Raw genomic sequence first — 19,729 nt, 5'->3', positions numbered from 1 at the left:
GCTCCCAATCGTCGAATCATGAGTGGCATCGTGCTGTGACCTTCCGATAGAATCGGCAAGCAACGACATCTATGCCCGCCGTTGCCCCTACCTTGAAGAAACCGATGTTGCTGTGCAAGACGTCACCGTTCCAGGCGAGCGATGCAGCGAAACCCAAGGTGGCAAGTGGATGTATCCACGGGCTGCGCCATGCGAGCGGCCGGTCGGTAACGGCGGCAATAGCTCGGAGCGCACAAGAAAGACCCGCCCTTGGTGACCTTGCGTGGGATCGTGATATCGGGCGTCAGCGGATCATAGCTCGCCTCGCGCTCACCGCCGCGCGGATTGGTCATCGTGCAGCATGGGCTCTCGATCCGGCGGTGCTCCTGATACCAGTCCGTGGTCCACTGCCAAACGTTGCCGGCCATGTCGTGGAGTCCATAGCCGTTTGCCGGGAATGAACCGACAGGCGCGGTCCATTCGTAGCCGTCCTCGCAGCTATTTCGGTATGGAAATTCACCCTGGTACGTGTTGGCCATATGCTGGCCACCCGGGGTTAGTTCGTCGCCCCATACGAACTCCGAGCCGTTCAGTCCGCCGCGCGCGGCAAACTCCCATTCGGCCTCGGTCGGCAGCGCCTTTCCCGCCCAGTCCGCATAGGCTTGCGCATCCTCGTATGCGATATGGACGACTGGATGGGTTTCAAGGCCCTTGAGGGTGCTGGCCGGGCCGCGCGGATGCCGCCAATTCGCTCCGCGCACGTAGGCCCACCAGTTGTAGTGATTGCTGCGATCGATGCCGCGCGTGGGCCTGACAAACAACGCTGAAGCCGGCGCCAATGACTCGGCGCCCGCCGCAGGATAGTCCGCAGCATTTGCCGGACGCTCGGCCAGCGTAACGTAACCGCTGGCCTCGACAAAGCGCCTGAACTCGTCATTCGTGACGGTCGTGCGATCCATCCAGAAGCCGGCGACCATGACGCGGTGCGCGGGCGCCTCCTCGGGATAGTGGCTGTTCGAGCCCATCAGGAATTCGCCGCCTGGCACCCACACCATATTTGGAAATGGCGGGCTGCGCCCGGGAACGGAGCGTACGGACTCCAGATCCCCTCCAGGTGGCACAGCCGTGGCGACATCGTCCATGGCTTTGGCAGCTACGGACTTCGGTCCTGCGCGTTTAGTCTCCAAGCTCATTGAACGCCGTGGCCGGATCAGCCGAAATGGGCGGTGCGCCGAAGGTCAGCTTGATCGCCTCTCCTATCAACAGCGGCGGCGCCATTTGCTTGGCGATATCCACGATTTTTCCTTTCAATTCCTTGACCTTGTCAGGATTCTTGTCGGCCAGATTGGTCTTTTCGGATTTGTCGGCTGCAAGATCGAACAGTTCGACCCGCTCCAACACACCGGCTGCCCATACGAGCTTCGTATCGCCTTGGCGGATTGCGCCGCCGGTCGGGTCGACATTGTAGACCATCTCGGTGCGAGGCGAGGGCTTGGCTTCGCTAATGGTTTCCCAAACATCCATGCCATCGAGCGGCTTGTTCTTGGTCGGTTTTGCCCCGGCAAGTCCGGCAAGTGTCGGATAGATATCAGTGACATGTATCAGGCCGTTCACGTCGCCAGCCTTCACCTTGCCCGGCCAGTTCACCAGGCCGCAGACGCGGGTGCCGCCCTCGTAAAGCGTGCCCTTGCCGCTGCGGTACGGCCCATTGTCGGCCGGTAGGCTGTTGCCGACCTTCGATTCACCCGCAAACATTGCATCTCGGACACCGCCATTGTCGCTCTGGAAGAGGATGATCGTATTGTCGCGCATTTTCTTCTTCTCCAGCTCGGCAACGACCCGGCCGATCTCGTCGTCCATGGCGGAAACCATGGCGGAGTAGAGCCGGCGCTGGTCGTCGGCAACATGAGCATATCTTTTGATATGTTCTTCGGGTGCCTGATAAGGCGAATGCGGCGCGGTGAATGCCAGGTACAAGAATAACGGCGCCTTCCCGTCATGCTTTTCGATCACCTTGGCGGCTTCCGTGCCGAACAGGGTGTTATCGTATCCGGGCTCCTTTAGCGGCTTGTTATTGCGATACCAGTCCATCACGCCATGGGAAGCGTGCTTGAAGTGATCGATTTCGCCAACCAGGGCGCCGTAGAACGAATCGAATCCCCGCTGGCGCGGCCAGTATTCGGCCTTCGCGTGACCCAGATGCCACTTGCCCACCATCGCCGTCTTGTAGCCGGCGTCCTTGAGCATCTGAGGCAAGATGTATTCGTCCGTGGCTAGGCCGTAGCCGCCGCCTGACGGGATAACACCCATCTGCAGCCCATAGCGCAACGGATAGCGTCCCGTCATCAGCGCCGCCCGGGTGGGCGTGCACATCGGCTGGGCATAGAACTGTTCCAACCGCGCGCCCTCGGCAGCCAGCTTGTCGATGTTTGGCGTCTTGATGTCCGAGCCGTGGAAGCCAACGTCCTTCCAGCCCTGGTCGTCGGAGATGATGTAGACGATGTTGGGAGGTGTCCCTTGAGCCGCCGCGGGCTGAACACCGGCAAGGCCGGCAAGCGCGCCTGATAGACCGGCTGGAACCGCAAAGCGCGAAACGGCAGCCGCCGTGCCGGCCATCAATGCATCGCGCCGCGTTATTCTGTTGGTTGTGCCGGCTTCAGCCGGGAAGTCTCGATCGATACTCATACTCTCCCACCCTTCTCCCCTTAGGGGTAAATGCTTTTGAGATATCATCGTCACTCACTCTGAAGGCCGACGCTTCAGGACCACGTTCTGCTTCACGGCCGCCATGACGCAGCCACTTCACAACAATCCTCTATTGGGCGACCGCGAATTGATAGGTGAACCCCAACATCGGCCCCTGCTGAGTGAGTTTGTTCACGAAGCCATCGTGGCTATAGTTGTCGTGCACGGCCCGATAACCGACAAAGCCTGTTCTTGATAGCCCCATTTCTCTTCCTCGTAGACCGTCAATCGCGACGAAGAGACGGCTTCATCGACCAAGTCATATTCGATGCAGCATCTCAGACTGGATGAAGTCTCGCTTTGCGCTAGATCAATTCGGCCGCGATGCAGCGGAACGTGACAGATTAACACACCAACACCCTGTGCAATACGCCCTTCCGGTCTCGGCGCCACCCGATAATCATGGCAAAGGCGCTCGATGTTCTCGGCGCATCCGGCTGACCCAGAGATCTATTTCGTCCACAGTCCCCATTGGCCGTGAGTCGGCGATACTTTGCGCCGATTGATCTCGCGCAATTTGCATTTAAGTTACAGCTAATACAATCATCCTGCTATCCACTTTGCGCAAAGGACGTATTTTTGAGCACCTGGCCTTCATCGCCTTCGCACAGGGACGTACGGCTCGGCCCAGGCGGGCTCGGCGATGCCGCCTCTGGGCTGCCTGTGAAGGTCGACAGGCTTTCGCCAGGGCAACTGCCGTCGCGACTCCGGCAAATCCGGTCCCACGGCAAGTGGGCGCTCGATCTGGCCGAATTCAACTGCGCCTTCCGCGCCAGCGGCGGCTTTGCCCCAGGTTCCGTGGCGATAGTGGCCATAGAGCAGGTCCGGGACTCAACGATCTGTCCGCTCAAAGACGACATGATCGTGACAATCCCCGCCGGCACGAGCGTAACAGCAACGGTCCAGCCCGGCCTTAGCTATACAGGCGCCGTTGTCCCGATGTCGATCTGGGTAGAGATCCAGGCACTTTCCGCTGGCACGATCTTGGCTGGAGCTGCAGACCACCCAAACGCCGTTCAGCTCACCACCACCGATGCGAAAATGTTTCGAAGCCAAATGGAGGCGATGGCAGATCGCTTCGAAGCAGCCGCAAGCGGTGCAGCTCTGCCGGAGCATACTCCGATCGCGTTGATGGAATATTTGCGAGGCATGGCTGACGCCGTCGCTGGCGCGCCTAGCAACGCAGGATTGGATCGGTCCTCCAGCCGTCATCTCAGGCAGGCATGGGCGGCCGAGGCTTTCATTCGCGCCCATATCCGCGAAGACATCCCCATCATCCGGTTGTGTAAGGAAATCGGCGTCAGCCGCCGTCAATTGGAGTACGCCTTTCGCACCACCTTTGCTCTAAGCCCGCTGGAATTCATCAGGGCGCTCCGTCTCAATGAAGCCAGGCGACTGCTCACCGCCCGGGGAGCAAGAGGCTCGAGTGTCACAAGCATCGCGATGGAGGTTGGGCTCACCCATCTTGGCCGCTTCGCAGCGAACTATCGCCAGCTCTTCGGCGAGTCCCCCAGAGAAACACTGCTTCGCGGGCGAAAGCCAGAGGATTGACCCGATACAGCGCGCGGTCGTCGCCGCTCCTGATAAGCATTTCGAATTTTGACATGACGCGCGGGCTCCAAGCTCGCGCTTGCTCGATCTCGGTCATCTTGCGTTCGAGAAGACGATCGTCGACCACAGGAACGACAGCTCCACCCGGTTGCGATGCGACAGCTTACCAAAATCCTGCCCCGATGCGAATGGATGGAAATCCTTCGTCTGTCTCGGGCCTTAGGGCGGCATGTGCGATACTGGTGCGAAGCGTCTCGTCGCTCTTGCGCATGGTGAGCGGAAATAATGACACCGACGAAGTTCGCCGTTCAATTGAGCACGGCCTCGACGGTGGCAACAAAGTCGTCGAGCGAGCGATCCCCACGAATCTCGATGCGCGGAAGGTCGATGGGATCGCTGTCAAGGTCCGCCGGCCCGTGTCTGCCGCCGAAGCCAATCCGATAGCCGCACTCCCTGGCCAGCCTGCCAAGCCGCCGGTCGGTGACGGAGAAGGGGGCCGCGAACGCCGAGGTTGGCCGACTGGTCCACCGTTCGACGAACATCCGAGAGCGCAGGAGCTCGGCCGCAAGGTCAGAGCTCGAGAGACCATCGATGGCGCGATGCGTCGCCAGATGGCTTCCGAAGAATGCACCTTCGGCAGCGAGACGTCGCACCGTTCCGGCATCCATAAGCCGCGTCGGCGGACCGCTGACGGCGTCCCACTTTGCACTTTCACCCACCAGGTCCGTCACCAGGAACACTTCCGCGGTCAGGTCGTGCGCGCGCAAGATCGGCCAGGCATGGTCGGCAAAGTTCTGAAAGCCGTCATCGAAGGTGATGAGCACCGGGCGGCCAGCGAAAGGCTGACGGTTGGCGATGGACCATTCCAGTTGCTCGGACATGACCGCGTGAAAGCCGTTGGCCCGCAACCATGCCATCTGGCCAGCGAATGCGGCAGGCGTGAGCCGGAAACGGGCGAGCGCGGCTGGACCTTCATCGGCGACGCCGTGATACATGAGGACAGGGATACGCTGCCGCCGCTCGCTACGCGCGACGTCGCGGCGCAAGGCCCGCGCTCCGCCCCAGACGATATTTCGCGCGACCCCGATTCCGATGGATGCGCGGACCGGCACATGATCAATCACCGGCTCCGTCGCCGTGTGGTCCGGTGACAGGCGGAGGAAGCGATCTATGCGATAGAGTTCGGTCTGGATCGATTGCTCGAGGACGAGGCCTTCGGTCGCCGCCAACGTCTCCGAGATCGTTTGGCCACCGAATGTGTTCCAGTCGAAGCCCGTCCTTTCGGGATTGTCCCGAAGCACGAATGCGTGTGCGCTGATGAAACTGCCGCCAGGCGCCAGCGCCTCAGCGACTTTTTTGGTGAAGCGCTGCAACTCGGCCAGATCATCGAGATAGTAGAGCACTTCCGAACAGAAGATCAGATCCATCTCGCCCGGGAGCGTGTCCGCCATGAAATCCAGTACGCCGAATTCAACATTCGGTTGATCGCTGCATCGCGCGCGCGCCCGCTCAACCGCTATCGCGGAGATATCAGTTGCAGTCAAATGACCCACTCGCGGCGCCAGCTGCCGCGTGAAATGGCCCTCTGCGCAGGCGAGCTCAAGCGCCTGTCCAATGGGGCCGGCAGGCAGAATTTCGAGCTGCCGCTCATATTTTTCCTGCTCGTAGGTCGAGGTGTAGTTCCAGGGATCCTCTGTCGCAAAATAGCTGTTCCAGAACGCCGTACGATCCTTGTCGTGTCCATCCGAGGCCGGTGAACGGCGCGGCGCCGGAAGGGGCTGCGTGGCTTCGGCGCTCGACAGAACCAGTTCCCGCGCTTCCGAGACCAATCGCTCGAGTTTGCCGAAGTGACTGTCCGGATCAGGCCGGCGTTCCGCCGTGGTCGACGGTACCTCGGCTGCAAACGTGTTCGACGTGTCGGCACCTTCGTCCTTTTGCGGTGCCAAATTCAGGATGAGTTCAATCCAATGACGCCTTGTCACGTTCCCGAGCACGCCGAACTGAACGACAGCTTCGATATGGCCATCCATCATCAGGTAGGCATAGATTTGATCGATTCCCTCCGGAAGCTCGGTTGAGGTTGGATTTCGAGCGTCGACGCGAATTCCGAGTGTCCGCGCCAGCCGCCGAGGTGCGGCAAGATCGTCGGCATCGAGAAGCATTTGCTCGAGATGATACTGGACGCGACGAGCCGCGGCCGGATCGCCCCAGACCTTGCCGAGTTCGATGATCAACGCGGTGAGGGCGCCGCCAAACCTGTCCCACCGGGCAGCCAAATGCGCTGGCGCCGATAGGCTTCCCACCATCAGGCCATCGAGGGCCACCTTGGCGATCTCACGCGCCCATTTACGTCCTGCCGGGAGCGCGCGCAGGGATTGCGGATCGATCGAGCCGCCGCCGCAGCCGCAATCCGATGCAGCGTTCCACAACGCGAACCACGCGAGTGCTTCCGAAGCGGTTCGCCCGGTCGCCTCGGTCGCTCCATTGGCGTGAGCCAATCCTGGGCGTTTGACCCTGGGATCAGGAGAAAAGCCGCGGGCGATCACGATTCCCGCATCCGCCAGCATCTGCGTCGAATTGCGGCTGAGCGCGTTGGGGCTGGCCCGATGGAAAGCGAGCGGCTCGTCGACCATCACCCAATTTTTGCCGAGGCGTGCGACGCGCTGCCATAGATCCCAGTCTTCGCAGGTACGCAGCGACGCATCGAAACCGCCCAACTCGACGATTGTTTCCCGGTCGACCAGCACCGCGTGAGTGGCGATGGCACATCGGCGGGCGAACGTTTCGAAAGGCTGGATCGCGACTTCGGGGGCGATGCTCGAGGGGGTGAATGCTCCATCGGGCATCACGCGCCGTGAACCGCAATAGGCGGCCACTGCATCGGGAGCGGTTTTCAGTGCGGCCAGCATTTTCGCAAGGAAGCTGGCATCCACCCAGTCGTCGGCATCCAAGAACATCAGCCACTGGCCGCGCGCCGTCGAAATCCCGTCATTACGCGCGCCGGCGGGGCTATGCGCGCAAGAACTCAACGTCCGAAATCGGGCATCTCGTTCCACATAACCGGCGATGATCGCGGGGGTGCGGTCCGTGGAGGCGTCGTCGACGATGATCGCCTCCCAGTCCACGACCTCCTGCTCGAGAAGGCAATCGAGCGCGCGCGCCAGCGTTGCCTCCGTGTTGTGCGCAGGAATTACGATTGAAACCAATGGATTATGCGCCACGCGATCTTACCCGCGCCTGGACGTCGGTACCACAACGCTTACGGTAGCTTTGTCCTGGATCATCGAGTTTCGCTTTCTTTCGCCGGGAGATACGGCATCGGACGGCAGCACTGCTCTGTCAAGATCGGGGGGCATTAGAGGCAGCAGGAAGACTTGAAGACATGCTTGAATGGCAAGCGCTCATGCCCGACGGCTTAGATCTGAGGTCGGTGCGCCGGCGCATTTCCGCTCGCACATTCGTTCACCGCTCCGGGAGGGTCATCTAGCCCCCGCGGCATTCCGCTGAAAATCAAGCCTGACCTGGCTTGCAGACGGGTTGTCCTGAGGCGGGCGCCGCAAGGCAGTCATTTCCAAGGTCCTGTCGATTCATTAAAAGTAGACATCGCTAATGTAATGGCCGCGGGCCGCCTTGCGGCAATAACAGCCGTTCAACCTGGATTCTCGAACAGCCATTCTCTGTCCTAGAGAAGACCTTCCTTCTAGCGTTGGGTCCGCGTTGGAAGGTGACGGTTACAGTATGCGGGCCGATGCCAGAAAGTATCTGCACATCTAGATCAGCGGATTGCAATTAATCTAATGAAAAATCATAATTTATTCCATTCAAAGTATATATAGATTTTAGACGTGCTTTCGATAGTACGTTTCAGTGAATGATCAATTGGATTTGCCGACTGCTTCAGCTATCAAAGAAATACAAGAGCGAAATCATCGAAGATTGCGCAGCTGTTGCTAGTTCAGAGATCGAACAAGAGGCGCGCGAATCGGCTCGAGCCAAAGAGGATTTCGGCTTGTGGGCCGGGTATTTGTCTGACATAATCCCCGTTTCCGGGTTTTCCACTGGCAATTGGGGCATAGTGATGGCTAAGGAATCTTCGAGTACCGCGTCTTCAGCAAATAAAGCGGACGCAAATCTGATCGGTAATGCAGAGGGAAATGGACTGAGCTTCATGGCGGGCCAAGCTCGCGAGAGCGGAGCCCCGGGCGACGCTGTAGGTGTCGACAAGATACGGGATCTGCTGTTCGGCAACCAGATGCAGGACTACGATCGCCGCTTTTCCAAGCTTGAAGAACGGGTCTTGCAGCGCTTCAAGGATGTTGAATCCGAGGCCAAGCGCAATCTTGAAATGTACGAATCAAATGCGAAGAAGCAGGTCGATTCGCTCGCGACGCAATTGCGGAACGAAAAAGATGCGCGAGCCGAGGGCGACAAGGAGATCGACCGGAATCTTCGCGAGCAAAATCAGGCACTTGAAAAGCAGGTGCGCGCATTGTCGGATCAAGTCAGCGAGCTCGAGCGCGATGTTGCAGACCGGATCAATCGAAACGATCATTTGCTGCGTGAGGAAATCAAGCAAAGGATCGAAAGCGTTCAGATGCTGATAGAGAAGGTGTTTTCCGATCTCAGCAACGTCAAGACCGACCGCAATCTTTTGGCCGGCCTGTTTGTCGAGGTCGCAAAATGTCTCAATCAGGATCCCGTCGGCAGCAAGACCAACTCGGAGCGTGGCTGGAAAGTGAGTTGATCGGAACTTGACGTCAACCGTCGACCCAATCAGCCTTCCAAAAAAAGCAGCTTCGAACGATACAGGGATTGATCGCGAGGCTCTCGCTAAGCTTTTGGTCGAAATAGCCCGGAACGTCGATCCGGACTATCGGGCGCAATTCGAGTCGGTTCCAACCGCCGACCCTCGCATGGAAGCGCTGCGCCAGTTGCTGGTCGGCCGCGAGATTTCGGAGCTCTCACGCGTCACGGATCTGCTGGACGAACCGGCGCAGCTTGCGACGGCGGTGGGCGGCGTTCTCCCCAGTGCGGCCGCCCAAGCGCCGCATGCGCAACTCGGCGAGGCCCTCGCACCGGCCGTCGAGCGGGCCGTGCAACGCTCGATCCAGAAGAGCCCGCGTACTCTGACGGATATATTGTATCCGGTGTTTCTGCCGGCAATTCGCAAGTCGATCGGAGAAAAGATCGACCAGACCTTTCAGTCGCTAAATGAAACTCTACGACATATATTCACTTGGCATGGTCTCAAGTGGAGAGTGGAAGCTTGGAGAACCGGTGCCAGCTTCTCGGAAGTCGTTCTGAAGCATTCTCTCGTCTATCGCGTAGAGCATGTTTTTCTCATCAACCGCAATTCCGGGCTCTTGATAGCGCATGTTACGGCCGATAACGCAACCAGCGAGGATCCTCAGCTCATTTCCTCGATGCTCAGCGCAATTCAAGATTTTGTGAAGGATTCATTCAACGAGAAAGAACAGGGCGGCCTGGACACGATCCGCTTTGGCGAGCTTCGTCTCTGGTCGGAAGTCGGACCGCTCGCGACGCTGGTTGCGGTGATCCGGGGAAATCCGCCGGAGGGACTGCATGAAATATTTCGCGACGTATTGCTTCGCATCCATGACCAAAGCTCGGAGGCTTTAGAGCAGTTTGACGGCGACACCTCGCAGCTGTTCGGCGTAGAGGCGCAGCTGCAGACCTGCGTTGAGCTGAAGCAGGAGGATACAAACCAGGGATTTCCGTGGCTGGTGGTGGCTCTGGTTGCGCTGATTTTGATTCTGGGGGGTGCCTGGTTCTTTCTTTCCTGGCAAACCGGGCAGCGCTGGCAGGCCTATGTGTCGCGCTTGGTGGCCGAGCCAGGCATCATCGTTGCCGAGCAAAATATAAGCGGTGGCCAATTCTATATTGCCGGCCTCCGCGATCCGCTTGCCGCCGACCCGCAGGCGCTGTTGTCGGGAACCGAGGTCGATCCCGCGCGCGTGCATGCGCAGTGGCAGTTCTATGAGAGTCTCGAGCCTCAGTTCGTGTTGAAGCGGCTGACGGCGTCGCTGGTGCCGCCAGAGTCGGTGCGGCTTTCGGTGGTCAATGATCGCATCGTTGCCGAGGGCGAGGCCACTGGCACCTGGATCGACCAGGCGCGCGCAGCGGCTCGACGGCTTTCGGCAGGCGGACCGGAATTCGACATCTCCAAGGTTCGTGATGTGAGCCCCGAAGCACGCGCGGCGGAGCGCTGGCAAGCCTATGTGTCGCGCTTGGCGGCCGAGCCGGGCATCATCGTTGCCGAGCAAAATATACGCGACGGCCAATTCTACGTTTCCGGCCTGAGAGACCCGCTTGCCGCCGACCCACAGTCGCTGCTGTCCGGAACGCAGGTCGATCCCGCCCGCGTTCATTCGCAGTGGCAATCCTATCAAAGCCTTGAGCCGGAGTTCGTGTTGAAGCGGCTGACGGCGTCGCTCTATCCGCCGAAATCGGTTCAGCTTTCGATCGTCGAGAATCGCATCGTTGCCGAGGGCGAGGCTCCCGGCGCCTGGATCGACCGGGCGCAGGCCGCCGCCCGGCAGCTTTCAGCAGGCGGGCCGGTATTCGATATTTCCAGGGTCCGTGACCCCGAAGAACGCGCGGCGGAGCACTGGCAGGCCTACGTGTCGCGACTGGGCACCCAGCCGGGCATCATCGTTGCCGAACAAAGGATACGCGACGGCCAATTCTACATTTCCGGCCTGAGAGACCCGCTTGGCGCCGACCCGCAGTCGCTGTTGTCGGGAACCGAGGTCGATCCCGCACTGGTTCATTCGCAGTGGCAATTCTATCAGAGCCTTGAACCGGAGTTCGTGTTGAAGCGGCTGACGGCGTCGCTCTATCCGCCGAAATCGGTTCGGTTTTCGATCGTCGAGAATCGCATCGTTGCCGAGGGTGAGGCTCCCGACACCTGGATAGATCGAGCGCGCGCAGCGGCCCGACAGCTTTCGGTAGGCGGACCGGAATTCGACATCTCCAAGGTTCGTGATGTGAGTCCCGAAGCGCGCGAGGCGGAGCATTGGCAGTATTATGTGGCGCGACTTGAGGCCCAATCGGGAATCATCGTCGCCCAACAACGGACGAGCGGCGGACAATTCTACATTTCCGGCCTGAGAGACCCGCTTGCCGCCGACCCGCAAGCTCTGCTGTCCGGAACGCAGGTTGATCCTGCCCGCGTTCATTCACAGTGGCAATTCTATCAGAGCCTTGATCCGAAGTTCGTGGTGAAGCGGCTGACGGCGTCGCTGTCCCCGCCGAAATCGGTTCAGCTTTCGATCATCCAGGGTCGCATCGTCGCCGTGGGTGAGGCTCCTGCCGGCTGGATCAGCCGGGCGCAAGCCGCCTCCGAACAGCTTTCGGCGGACGGAGTGGTTCTGGATGTCTCGCAGCTGCGTGAGCTGAACCTTGCAGAACTTAATTCTTTGAGAGACGCCATCCAGACGACCGATATTTTCTTCTCTTCCGGCAAAGTCGTGCCGGGACCGGAGCAGCTGCCGGTTCTCGACAGGTTGGCGGATCAGATAAAGGAATTCGCCCAAAATGCCCGCAAGTCAGGCGTAACAGCGCGGTTCATGTTGACCGGCCATTCGGACACCACGGGCCGTGAGACGGCCAACGCATCGATCAGCGCCGCCCGCGCCGAGACAGTTCGTGCGCTTCTCAACAAGCGCGGCGTCGCTCCGGAACTGCTGCAGGTTCGGGGCGCGGGCACTTTTGAGCCGCTGGTGCCTGAAAATAGTCAGGCCGGGAGCTCCACCAATCGCCGGGTTTCGATTACTGTGAATCTGGACTAGTGGAGCCCAAGATGTTGCAAAAGAAAATCTGCATGCTGGGCGGGTTCTCTGTCGGGAAGACGAGTCTGGTGCGCAGGTATGTGCAGAGCATCTTTTCAGAAACCTACCTGACCACGGTGGGCGTGAAGATCGACAAGAAGAATGTCGTGCTCCCGGACAAAACCGTGGATCTGATTTTGTGGGATTTAGCCGGTGAAGACGATATCGGCTCATTCCGTGTCAGCTATGTGCGAGGTGCAACCGGGCTTGTGCTTGTCGTCGATGGTACGCGCGCCGCCACTCTTGCCGTGGCGCTCACGCTGCGCGAACGGGTCGAGGCCGAATTCGGCGCCATGCCGTTTGTATTGCTGTTCAACAAATCCGATCTGGCCGATCGGTGGGCAATATCGGATAGCGAGATTGACGAACTGAGGCAACGTGGATGGCAAATCTATCTAACAAGTGCGCTTTCGGGTGAACATGTTGATGATGCATTTCGTCAACTTGCTTTAATGGTCACCAAATAGATCATGCATGGATTGCCAAAAGAGGTTGGAAACTGGATTTTCAATTTCTTCTACAACGGGCATTCTGTCGCATATCTGAAAATCGACACTCAGCTTTGCGTCGCTGCGAAGGGCGGCAACGTTGAGCATTACGGGCTCTCATCGCTTCGCATCGGCGAGCCTGTTGCCGAGCAGCTTGAATTCATGGAAGGATTGCTGCCTTGCCCGGAGCTTCCGTTTCACATTGCCATGATCGAACTGCCCAGCGGGTGTGTCGCCGACCTTCATTTTTTTGCTGACGATGCCTGCGTGTGGCTGCTCTTTCTTGACGCCACTGCCGAACGCGACAATAGGCAGCGGCTTCAACAAAAGGCTTATGAAATGACACTCCTGCAAGAGAGGGAGCGTCAACTCAACGAGAAATTACAATCGACGAACGAGGCATTGAGGAAGAGCCAGGAGGGATTGGCGCGTGAATACCAGCGCGCCGAAGCCCTGCTCCTCAACATTCTTCCGGCGTCGATCGCGGAGCGGTTGAAAGCGCACAAAAAAATTGCTGACAACCACGCGGAAGTGAGTGTGCTTTTTGCCGACATAGTCGGTTTTACGGAACGAGCGCGGAGCGTCGGAGCCGTGACGACGCTCGCTATTTTAAATTACTTCTTCAAGGCCGCGGATCGGCTCTCGGAACGATATGGCTGCGAAAAGATCAAGACAATCGGCGATTGTGTGATGGTGGTCGCCGGCCTGCCCACCGCGCGATCCGACCATGCAAAGGCCCTCACACGCTATGCACTCGAACTGCGCAAGGCGGTTAGGCGCGAACGCTTCGCAGGAGAACCGCTGAGACTCAGAATCGGAATTCACTCAGGCCCAATCGTCGCGGGCGTCATAGGCAAGAGGCGGTTCGCCTATGACCTGTGGGGCGAGACCGTTAATCTCGCCTCGCGTATTCAAACGTCCGCGGAGCCCGATGAAATCCGCATTTCGGATGCAACTCGCCAAATGCTTGGGCCAAATTTTGCTTGCGAACCACTCGAGGAAACGGAATTGCGTGGTGCAGGCCGCGTGCGAATGTGGCGGCTCCCGGCCTGATTGCCGCTTAGCAATGCCGACCCCTGGAGTCCACGCATCTCAAGCCCATATTCCGACAGTCTATTGGGCGACTTGGGACACGGCTGACATCAGCTCCTGCGGGTTTGGCGCCCCAAACATGTAACGCCCACCCTCTGGAACCTCCGTGAAGCTCCAGCGGACGATCCCCTGCCTGTCCAGCAGGAACTGACCGATCAGTTGTCCGTGTCCGGTTGCCATCATCTGCTCGTCGGCTTCGGTGACTTCGTAATGGTCCTTGTTGTTGAGGATTTCGCTGGCGGAAAAAGGATCCATAGGACCGGGCAACTCGCCTGGCACGTCGACCCGCATATCCTGTGCCGCTGCCATCGAGACCCTGTACGGCCAGTTCGTCTCGTCTTGGGTGAATTCGAGATTGGGCAGTCCAAAAGCACGATGTGAAGCGCGTTCCGGGTCGGAGGCCGCCAGCAGATTCGGCATCGGATGGTAGCGGAAATAGAGACGCGCCCGTTCGATCGGCGTGTTGACCACCGTCAGGCTCTCCACGCCCTTTTCGCGCAGTTCCGGATCAAGCCGCGCCTGGGCGGCGATGTGGCGCCGGCAAAACGCACAATGCAGACCTCGAAACAGGCCGACCAGAACCGGTCTTTGTCCGCGGAAGTCGTCGAGCGCGATCTTGCCTTCCTGGGTAATGGCATCGAGTACCACGTTCGGCGCGCGGTCGCCCGGTTGAAGCGGCACCAAGTCACTAGGCGCGGACATTTCCAACCTCCAACCCCGGCTAGTCGAGAAAAGGCAGCACCACAAGCGCTTCCGGGTCGAGCCCGTGCTGGGCGCATATACCCTGCGCCAGGGAAAAGTAGCGTTCGGCCTCGGCCAGATTGTCGAGGTCGAGATTAAGCGTTGCGAGACCATCATAGCACGGAAACAGCAATTGGGGTTCGCCCGTTTCGCGGGCGACGTCCAGTGCTTCGTGGAACAAGCCGACCGCCAGTTCCGGACGGCCGTTGCACTGGTGGATCTGCCCAAGCACGATCAACGGCACCGGCAGGTGCTCGCGCTGGTCGAGCGCCCGGTCGATCTCGATGGCCTTCTCGGCAGCAGGCACGCCCTCCGTTGGACAGCGATCCGTGAAAGTACAACAAGCGACCGCCAGATTGGCGAGGAGGCGCGCCTGAAAACCCTGATCGCCAATATGGCGCGCCACCTCCAGACCGCGCCGGCAGACCTCCATCGCCTTTGCCGGATCGATGGTCGTGTAAAGCACGCCGAGATTGGTGTAGCCGCGACACGCCGCGCCCAGCAGACCGGCGGCCTCGGCCAATTCAATGCTACGCTCGACCTGACCCACGGCTTCACGGTTTCGGCCGAGGCGGGCCAGCGCAACGGCCTTGGTGTTAAGTGCCTCGGCGGTCACGAGGGTGGCGTCATCGGAGACCTGTTCCGTTGTCAGACTGCGTACGCAATCGAGCGCCGCGTCCGCCCATCTTGCCGCGAGAGCGTGATCTCCGCTCCGGAATGCCTGCCGGCCGCGTTCCTGCCAGAGATGCGCCTGCTCGATCGGGGCATCCGCTCCATCAAGGAGCGCCGCCGCTTCAGCATAGCGGGATTCCGCTTTGTCCCGCTTGCCGACGTCCCAGAGCAGCCGACCGATCTTGCGCAAAACGCGCGCCGACGCGACGCGGTCGGCTGACCCGCGGTACGCCTGCAACACCGCCTCGTAGTGGCGGTGCGCGATCTCGCGGCGGCCTGCCGGGCCGCTCAAATCGGCAATGCGCTCTGCAATTGCCAGTTTGAGCGGTGTTTGCCCGGTCGCGCCCAACGCGGTCAGGGCTCGGTCGTAGAAACGAAGGGCGTCGTCATTGGCGTATATCATGCGAGCGCGATCTCCCGCCGCCTGAAGGTAATGCGCGCCCTTCTCCCGCTCGGCGCTCTGTGCGAAATGATGACCGAGCACGGCCAAATCCTCGAGCCGTTCCGGCTTGTCGCCGCACAGTTGCTCCAGGGCGACACCGACACGGCCGTGGATGTCGGTCCGGCGTTGCAGGAGCAGGTTCTGGTAGATCACGTCCTGCAGCAATGTTTGCGTAAAGCGGTAGCTTTGCGACGAGACCGAGCCTGATCCGGCAACTTCTTCGATGATCTCCGCATCGCAAAGCAGTTCGCAGCCGGCCTCCAGCCGGCCGGGATCGGCCGTCACGGTTTTCAGAAGCGTGGCATCGAAGCGCGGGCCGATTACCGCGGCTTCCTGGGCTAACCGGCGCACCTCCTGGGGCAGCCGGTCGACACGAGCAAGCAACATTGCCTGGATGGTGGCGGGAATGCCGGTTGCGACTTCGCCCGCCACCGTCCGCCATCGCTGGCCTTCGCGCATCAATACACCGCGATCGATAAGGCCGCGAACGATCTCCTCGATAAAAAGCGGGTTGCCGCCGGCGCGCTCAAGGATCTGGTCGAGAAGCCCGCCCGCGGAGTTTACCCAGCTATCGCCGAAAAGTGCTGCCACCATGCTACGTCCGTCATGGCTGCTGAGCGGCGAAAGCCTGAGCGCTGTGTGACTGACCCGACTTGAGTCGAGTTGATCATTGTCCGGCGCCGGACGATGCGTAACCAGCAGCATCAACCGCGTGCGCTCCAGCCTGTCCATCACGAAACGCAGTGCTTCGAGCGATACGGCGTCGGCCCAGTGCAGGTCTTCGACGACGATCAGCAGCGGCGACAACACAAGCCGCCGTTCGATGATTGTGCGGACCGCGTAGAGAATTTGCCGCCGCAGTTGCTCGGGCTCGACATGCTGCAAGGTGGCATCGGGGTCGCCAAGGCCGAGCACATGGTAGAGCAAAGGCATCAGCCGCTTCGCCTCGTCGCCCTGCAGGCCGAGATCGGTCAGCAAGGCTGCGAGCTTGCCCCGCATTTCGTCCCCATTGTCGTTTTGCATCATCCCGGCAGCGCTGCGCACCACTGCGCCCAGGGCGCCAAACGACTGTTCGCCCAGCGGTGAGCACGTGGCCTGTCGCACGGCGACGTTGCGAAAACGATCGTCGTCGCCGACCCGGGTGACGAACTCCCTCACCAGCCGCGATTTCCCGATACCGGCTTCTCCGACGAGGCGGACAAGTTGGGCCGAGCCGCCGCACGCTTGGTCGAGGCTCGCCAGCATTCTGTTGAGCTCCGCATCACGGCCTATTATCGGCGCACTGAGGCCGAGCGCCTCGAGCCCACGCGCCGCACGCGGCGCCGCAAGCGGTGCATCGAGTCGATGGACGAGAACACTGCCAGCCTTGCCGCGAAGCACGACATCACCCATCGACTCGTAAGAGAAGGCATGTCGGGTCAGCCTGTGCGTGAGCTCGCCTACCAGCACCTCACCGGGTGCGGCCAGCGATTGCAGGCGTTGCGCCGTATTCACCGTGTCGCCGGTCACCGAATAGGATTTGGCGGCGCCGATGCCCAATCCTCCAGTAACGACCGGACCAGTGTTTATGCCGATGTGGAGTAGGAGAGGCGAGCCGGAGTAGGGGGTGCTTTCGCCCAGCCGCGCCGTCCGGGCGATCATGTCGAGAGCGGCGCGAAGCGCACGTTCCGGATCGTCCTCATGCGCGACCGGCGCACCGAACAAGGCGAGCAGTGCATCGCCGATGAATTTGTCGACGAAACCACCAAAGTTTCGCACGGCCGCCGTCAATTCCTTGAACAGTTCGTTCTGCAGCGTTTGCATGACCTCGGGGTCGAGCTGCTCGCTGAGTGTCGTGAAGCCGCAGAGGTCGGCGAACAGGACCGTGACCGTCCGGCGATCGGCGTCAGAGACAGAATGCGGCCCTTCTTCGCTTTCGATGTTCGGCGCCGCAGTTCGAGAAGGTGGCACAAAGGTCCGGCTTGGTGTCGGAGCAGGCCGTTCGACGGATTTTGCGGACGCACCGACGCTTGCCCCGCATTTCGGACAGAACTCGAAATCAGGTGCGCAGACATAGCCGCAACTGGCACATGACACGGGCTGGCGCCGGCCACACTTCGGACAGAAGGCGTAACCGCCCTCAATCTCGAAACCGCAGCCTGAGCAGTCCATGGAACAAGACCTCACTAGGGGCCGTGACGGCATGATCTCGCCACGCATTTCACGGCCAGGGCAATCACAAGGATGAACCGATAGCTCTCAACCGGCAAGCGGCAGCGCAAATAGCCATCGAGAGATCGGATGGTTTCTGCGGCAGAGCGCTGCCGAGCCGGGCGGTTGCGCGGCCGTCGTTTGCGAAAGTTCCCTCTACCCGCTGTCTTCCTGCTATCTTGGAGATAAGGAGACCGACGCATGAGCGAGAACCGCAAGCTGGCCGCAATCCTGGCTGCAGATGTGGTCGGATACAGCCGGCTCGCGAGCGCGGACGAAGAGCGTACCTTGGCGAGGTTGCGGACGCTGCGCAGCGACCTGATTGATCCCACCATCGCAGTCCACAACGGGCGGGTGATCAAGCGCACCGGCGACGGGGCGCTGGTTGAGTTCCGCAGTGTGGTGGATGCCGTGCGCTGCGCCGTTGAGATCCAGAACGGCATGGTTGAGCGCAATGCCGGCGTGCCGCAGGACCGCCGCATCGAGTTCAGGATCGGCATCCATCTGGGGGATGTGGTCGAAGAAAGCGACGGCGACCTGATGGGCGACGGCGTCAACATCGCCTCGCGTCTGGAGGGTGTCGCGGCGCCCGGCGCTATCTGCCTGTCCGAGGATGCCTATCGCCAGGTCAAGGCGAGGCTCGACCTCTCGGTCAGCGATCTCGGCAGCACACAGCTTAAGAACATCGCCGAGCCGGTCCGGGTCTATTCGCTGCAGGTCGGCGCGGGGGCCAAGGCGGCCGCGACCCCGGAAACCGCGACGAGCCGGCCGGCTGCGGCAGTGCCGCCGAAGCTGTCGATCGCCGTGCTACCGTTTGCCAACATGAGCGGTGACGCCGAACAGGACTACTTCGCCGACGGCATCTCCGAAGACATCATCACGGCGCTGTCAAAACTGTCGCAACTCTTCGTCATCGCACGCAATTCGTCGTTCACCTTCAAGGGCCAGAACGTCCATGTGCAGGAGGTGGGCGCGAAACTCGGCGTGCGGCATGTGCTCGAAGGCAGCGTACGCAAGTCGGGCAACAGGGTGCGGATCACCGCGCAGCTCATCGATGCAATTTCAGGCGGCCATCTTTGGGCGGAGCGGTTCGATCGCGACCTGACCGACATATTCGCCGTGCAGGACGACGTGACGCAGCAGATCGTCGGTGCGCTGGCGCTCAACCTGACCGACGATGCCCGGCAACGGCTGGCGCCGGAGCACCCGCGCAACACCGAGGCGTATGACTGTTTCCTGCGCGGCCGGGAGCTGTGGCACCGGCTGACGAGGGAGACGAACGTCGCAGCCCGCGACCTCTTGCAACGTGCCACCGAACTGGACCCGAACTTTGCCTCTGCCTACGCTTTCCTCGCCCTCACGCACGGCGTCGATTACCTGAACAGGTGGGGGGCGTCGCCGCCGGAATCGATGGCGCAAGCCGAAGAGGCCGCAACGCGGGCGGTAACGCTCGATGACAACGATCCCTGGGCGCACTGGGCGCTGGCGATAGCCAAGCTGTACACACGACGGCACGATGAGGCCATCGACGAGGTCGAGCGCGCACTGGTCCTCAATCCGAACTTCGCCGAAGCGCACGTCTGCCGCGGCGAAACGCTGTACTATTCAGGCAAATCCCAGGAGGCCCTCGAGAGTTTCGCCCGGGGAAAGTCCTTGAACCCGTACTTTGCGGATGTGCTTCTGCACTTCCAGGCTTTGGCGTTGTTTCAACTGGGACGATACAACGAGGCCGTTGACCTCCTGCTGCAACGGCTGGCTCGCAACGCTGTCACAGACGTCTCGCGCGCGCTCCTGGCCGCCAGCTACGGCCATCTGGGCCGTTTGGAGGAAGCCCGCGCGGCATGGCAGGAGATGCTTCGCGTCAATCCCGATTTTTCGCTGGAATACCGTCGCAAAGTCTTGCCTTACAAGAACCCTGCCGATTTCGAGCTCATGATCGACGGGCTCCGCAAGGCCGGTGTGGTGCAATGACCGGGTAG

The 19,729-nt window shown here is 60.6% G+C and carries 11 protein-coding genes; 6 read left to right on the top strand and 5 right to left on the bottom strand.

All coding sequences use genetic code 11. The annotated features are described in order from the left end of the window. Positions 1 to 122 precede the first annotated feature (122 nt). Positions 123 to 1,034: a formylglycine-generating enzyme family protein gene (locus tag EN845_RS12545; protein WP_127278549.1), complete on the bottom strand. Its 912-nt coding sequence runs from the start codon at positions 1,032 to 1,034 to the stop codon at positions 123 to 125. Positions 1,035 to 1,155: 121 nt separating this feature from the next. Then, positions 1,156 to 2,595: an arylsulfatase gene (locus tag EN845_RS12540; protein WP_245464379.1), complete on the bottom strand. Its 1,440-nt coding sequence runs from the start codon at positions 2,593 to 2,595 to the stop codon at positions 1,156 to 1,158. A gap of 987 nt (positions 2,596 to 3,582) precedes the next feature. Here EN845_RS12540 and EN845_RS36765 point away from each other — a divergent pair. Further along, a complete protein-coding gene (locus EN845_RS36765; RefSeq protein ID WP_348631096.1) occupies positions 3,583 to 4,275 on the top strand; it encodes an AraC family transcriptional regulator in 693 nt (230 codons plus the stop codon). A 308-nt stretch (positions 4,276 to 4,583) separates the two neighbouring features. On the opposite strand, the gene EN845_RS12525 is transcribed toward EN845_RS36765, so the two are convergent. Beyond that, positions 4,584 to 7,496, bottom strand: coding sequence for a trifunctional glycosyltransferase/class I SAM-dependent methyltransferase/polysaccharide deacetylase (locus EN845_RS12525; RefSeq protein ID WP_127870110.1), 2,913 nt, complete (start codon positions 7,494 to 7,496; stop codon positions 4,584 to 4,586). Positions 7,497 to 8,146: 650 nt separating this feature from the next. On the opposite strand from EN845_RS12525, the gene EN845_RS12520 reads away from it, so the two are divergent. The 4 genes from EN845_RS12520 to EN845_RS12505 are packed head-to-tail and all read left to right on the top strand — an operon-like array spanning position 8,147 to position 13,666. Then, on the top strand, positions 8,147 to 9,019 hold the full coding sequence (locus EN845_RS12520) for a hypothetical protein (protein WP_245464459.1): 873 nt from the start codon (positions 8,147 to 8,149) through the stop codon (positions 9,017 to 9,019). A gap of 7 nt (positions 9,020 to 9,026) precedes the next feature. Beyond that, positions 9,027 to 12,086, top strand: coding sequence for an OmpA family protein (locus EN845_RS12515; protein ID WP_127870111.1), 3,060 nt, complete (start codon positions 9,027 to 9,029; stop codon positions 12,084 to 12,086). 11 nt (positions 12,087 to 12,097) lie between these two features. Continuing rightward, a complete protein-coding gene (locus EN845_RS12510) occupies positions 12,098 to 12,592 on the top strand; it encodes a Rab family GTPase (RefSeq protein WP_127279821.1) in 495 nt (164 codons plus the stop codon). Positions 12,593 to 12,595: 3 nt separating this feature from the next. Next, a complete protein-coding gene (locus EN845_RS12505; RefSeq protein ID WP_127870112.1) occupies positions 12,596 to 13,666 on the top strand; it encodes an adenylate/guanylate cyclase domain-containing protein in 1,071 nt (356 codons plus the stop codon). Positions 13,667 to 13,726: 60 nt separating this feature from the next. Here the strand turns inward: EN845_RS12505 and EN845_RS12500 are convergent, their stop codons facing one another. Together EN845_RS12500 and EN845_RS12495 are read right to left on the bottom strand one after the other, a co-directional pair. Then, positions 13,727 to 14,407: a redoxin domain-containing protein gene (locus EN845_RS12500; protein ID WP_127870400.1), complete on the bottom strand. Its 681-nt coding sequence runs from the start codon at positions 14,405 to 14,407 to the stop codon at positions 13,727 to 13,729. 19 nt (positions 14,408 to 14,426) lie between these two features. Continuing rightward, positions 14,427 to 17,711: an adenylate/guanylate cyclase domain-containing protein gene (locus tag EN845_RS12495; RefSeq protein WP_127870113.1), complete on the bottom strand. Its 3,285-nt coding sequence runs from the start codon at positions 17,709 to 17,711 to the stop codon at positions 14,427 to 14,429. 240 nt (positions 17,712 to 17,951) lie between these two features. Here EN845_RS12495 and EN845_RS12490 point away from each other — a divergent pair, with 240 nt between their 5' ends. Beyond that, positions 17,952 to 19,721: an adenylate/guanylate cyclase domain-containing protein gene (locus EN845_RS12490; protein ID WP_127870114.1), complete on the top strand. Its 1,770-nt coding sequence runs from the start codon at positions 17,952 to 17,954 to the stop codon at positions 19,719 to 19,721. Positions 19,722 to 19,729: the final 8 nt, after the last annotated feature.

Origin of the sequence: Mesorhizobium sp. M8A.F.Ca.ET.202.01.1.1, assembly GCF_004791595.1 — a bacterium.
In the GTDB taxonomy this organism is placed as follows: domain Bacteria; phylum Pseudomonadota; class Alphaproteobacteria; order Rhizobiales; family Rhizobiaceae; genus Mesorhizobium.
Note: the sequence above shows the minus strand (reverse complement) of the source record. Positions and strands in the feature narration are given on the sequence as shown.

Excerpts from the sequence above, each read along its gene's own strand:
- EN845_RS12545 (WP_127278549.1), bottom strand. The coding sequence starts at position 1,034 with ATGGTGTGGGTGCCAGGCGGCGAATTCCTGATGGGCTCGAACAGCCAC.
- EN845_RS12540 (WP_245464379.1), bottom strand. The coding sequence starts at position 2,595 with ATGGCCGGCACGGCGGCTGCCGTTTCGCGCTTTGCGGTTCCAGCCGGT.
- EN845_RS36765 (WP_348631096.1), top strand. The coding sequence starts at position 3,583 with ATGATCGTGACAATCCCCGCCGGCACGAGCGTAACAGCAACGGTCCAG.
- EN845_RS12520 (WP_245464459.1), top strand. The coding sequence starts at position 8,147 with ATGATCAATTGGATTTGCCGACTGCTTCAGCTATCAAAGAAATACAAG.
- EN845_RS12510 (WP_127279821.1), top strand. The coding sequence starts at position 12,098 with ATGTTGCAAAAGAAAATCTGCATGCTGGGCGGGTTCTCTGTCGGGAAG.
- EN845_RS12505 (WP_127870112.1), top strand. The coding sequence starts at position 12,596 with ATGCATGGATTGCCAAAAGAGGTTGGAAACTGGATTTTCAATTTCTTC.
- EN845_RS12500 (WP_127870400.1), bottom strand. The coding sequence starts at position 14,407 with ATGTCCGCGCCTAGTGACTTGGTGCCGCTTCAACCGGGCGACCGCGCG.
- EN845_RS12495 (WP_127870113.1), bottom strand. The coding sequence starts at position 17,711 with ATGGACTGCTCAGGCTGCGGTTTCGAGATTGAGGGCGGTTACGCCTTC.
- EN845_RS12490 (WP_127870114.1), top strand. The coding sequence starts at position 17,952 with ATGAGCGAGAACCGCAAGCTGGCCGCAATCCTGGCTGCAGATGTGGTC.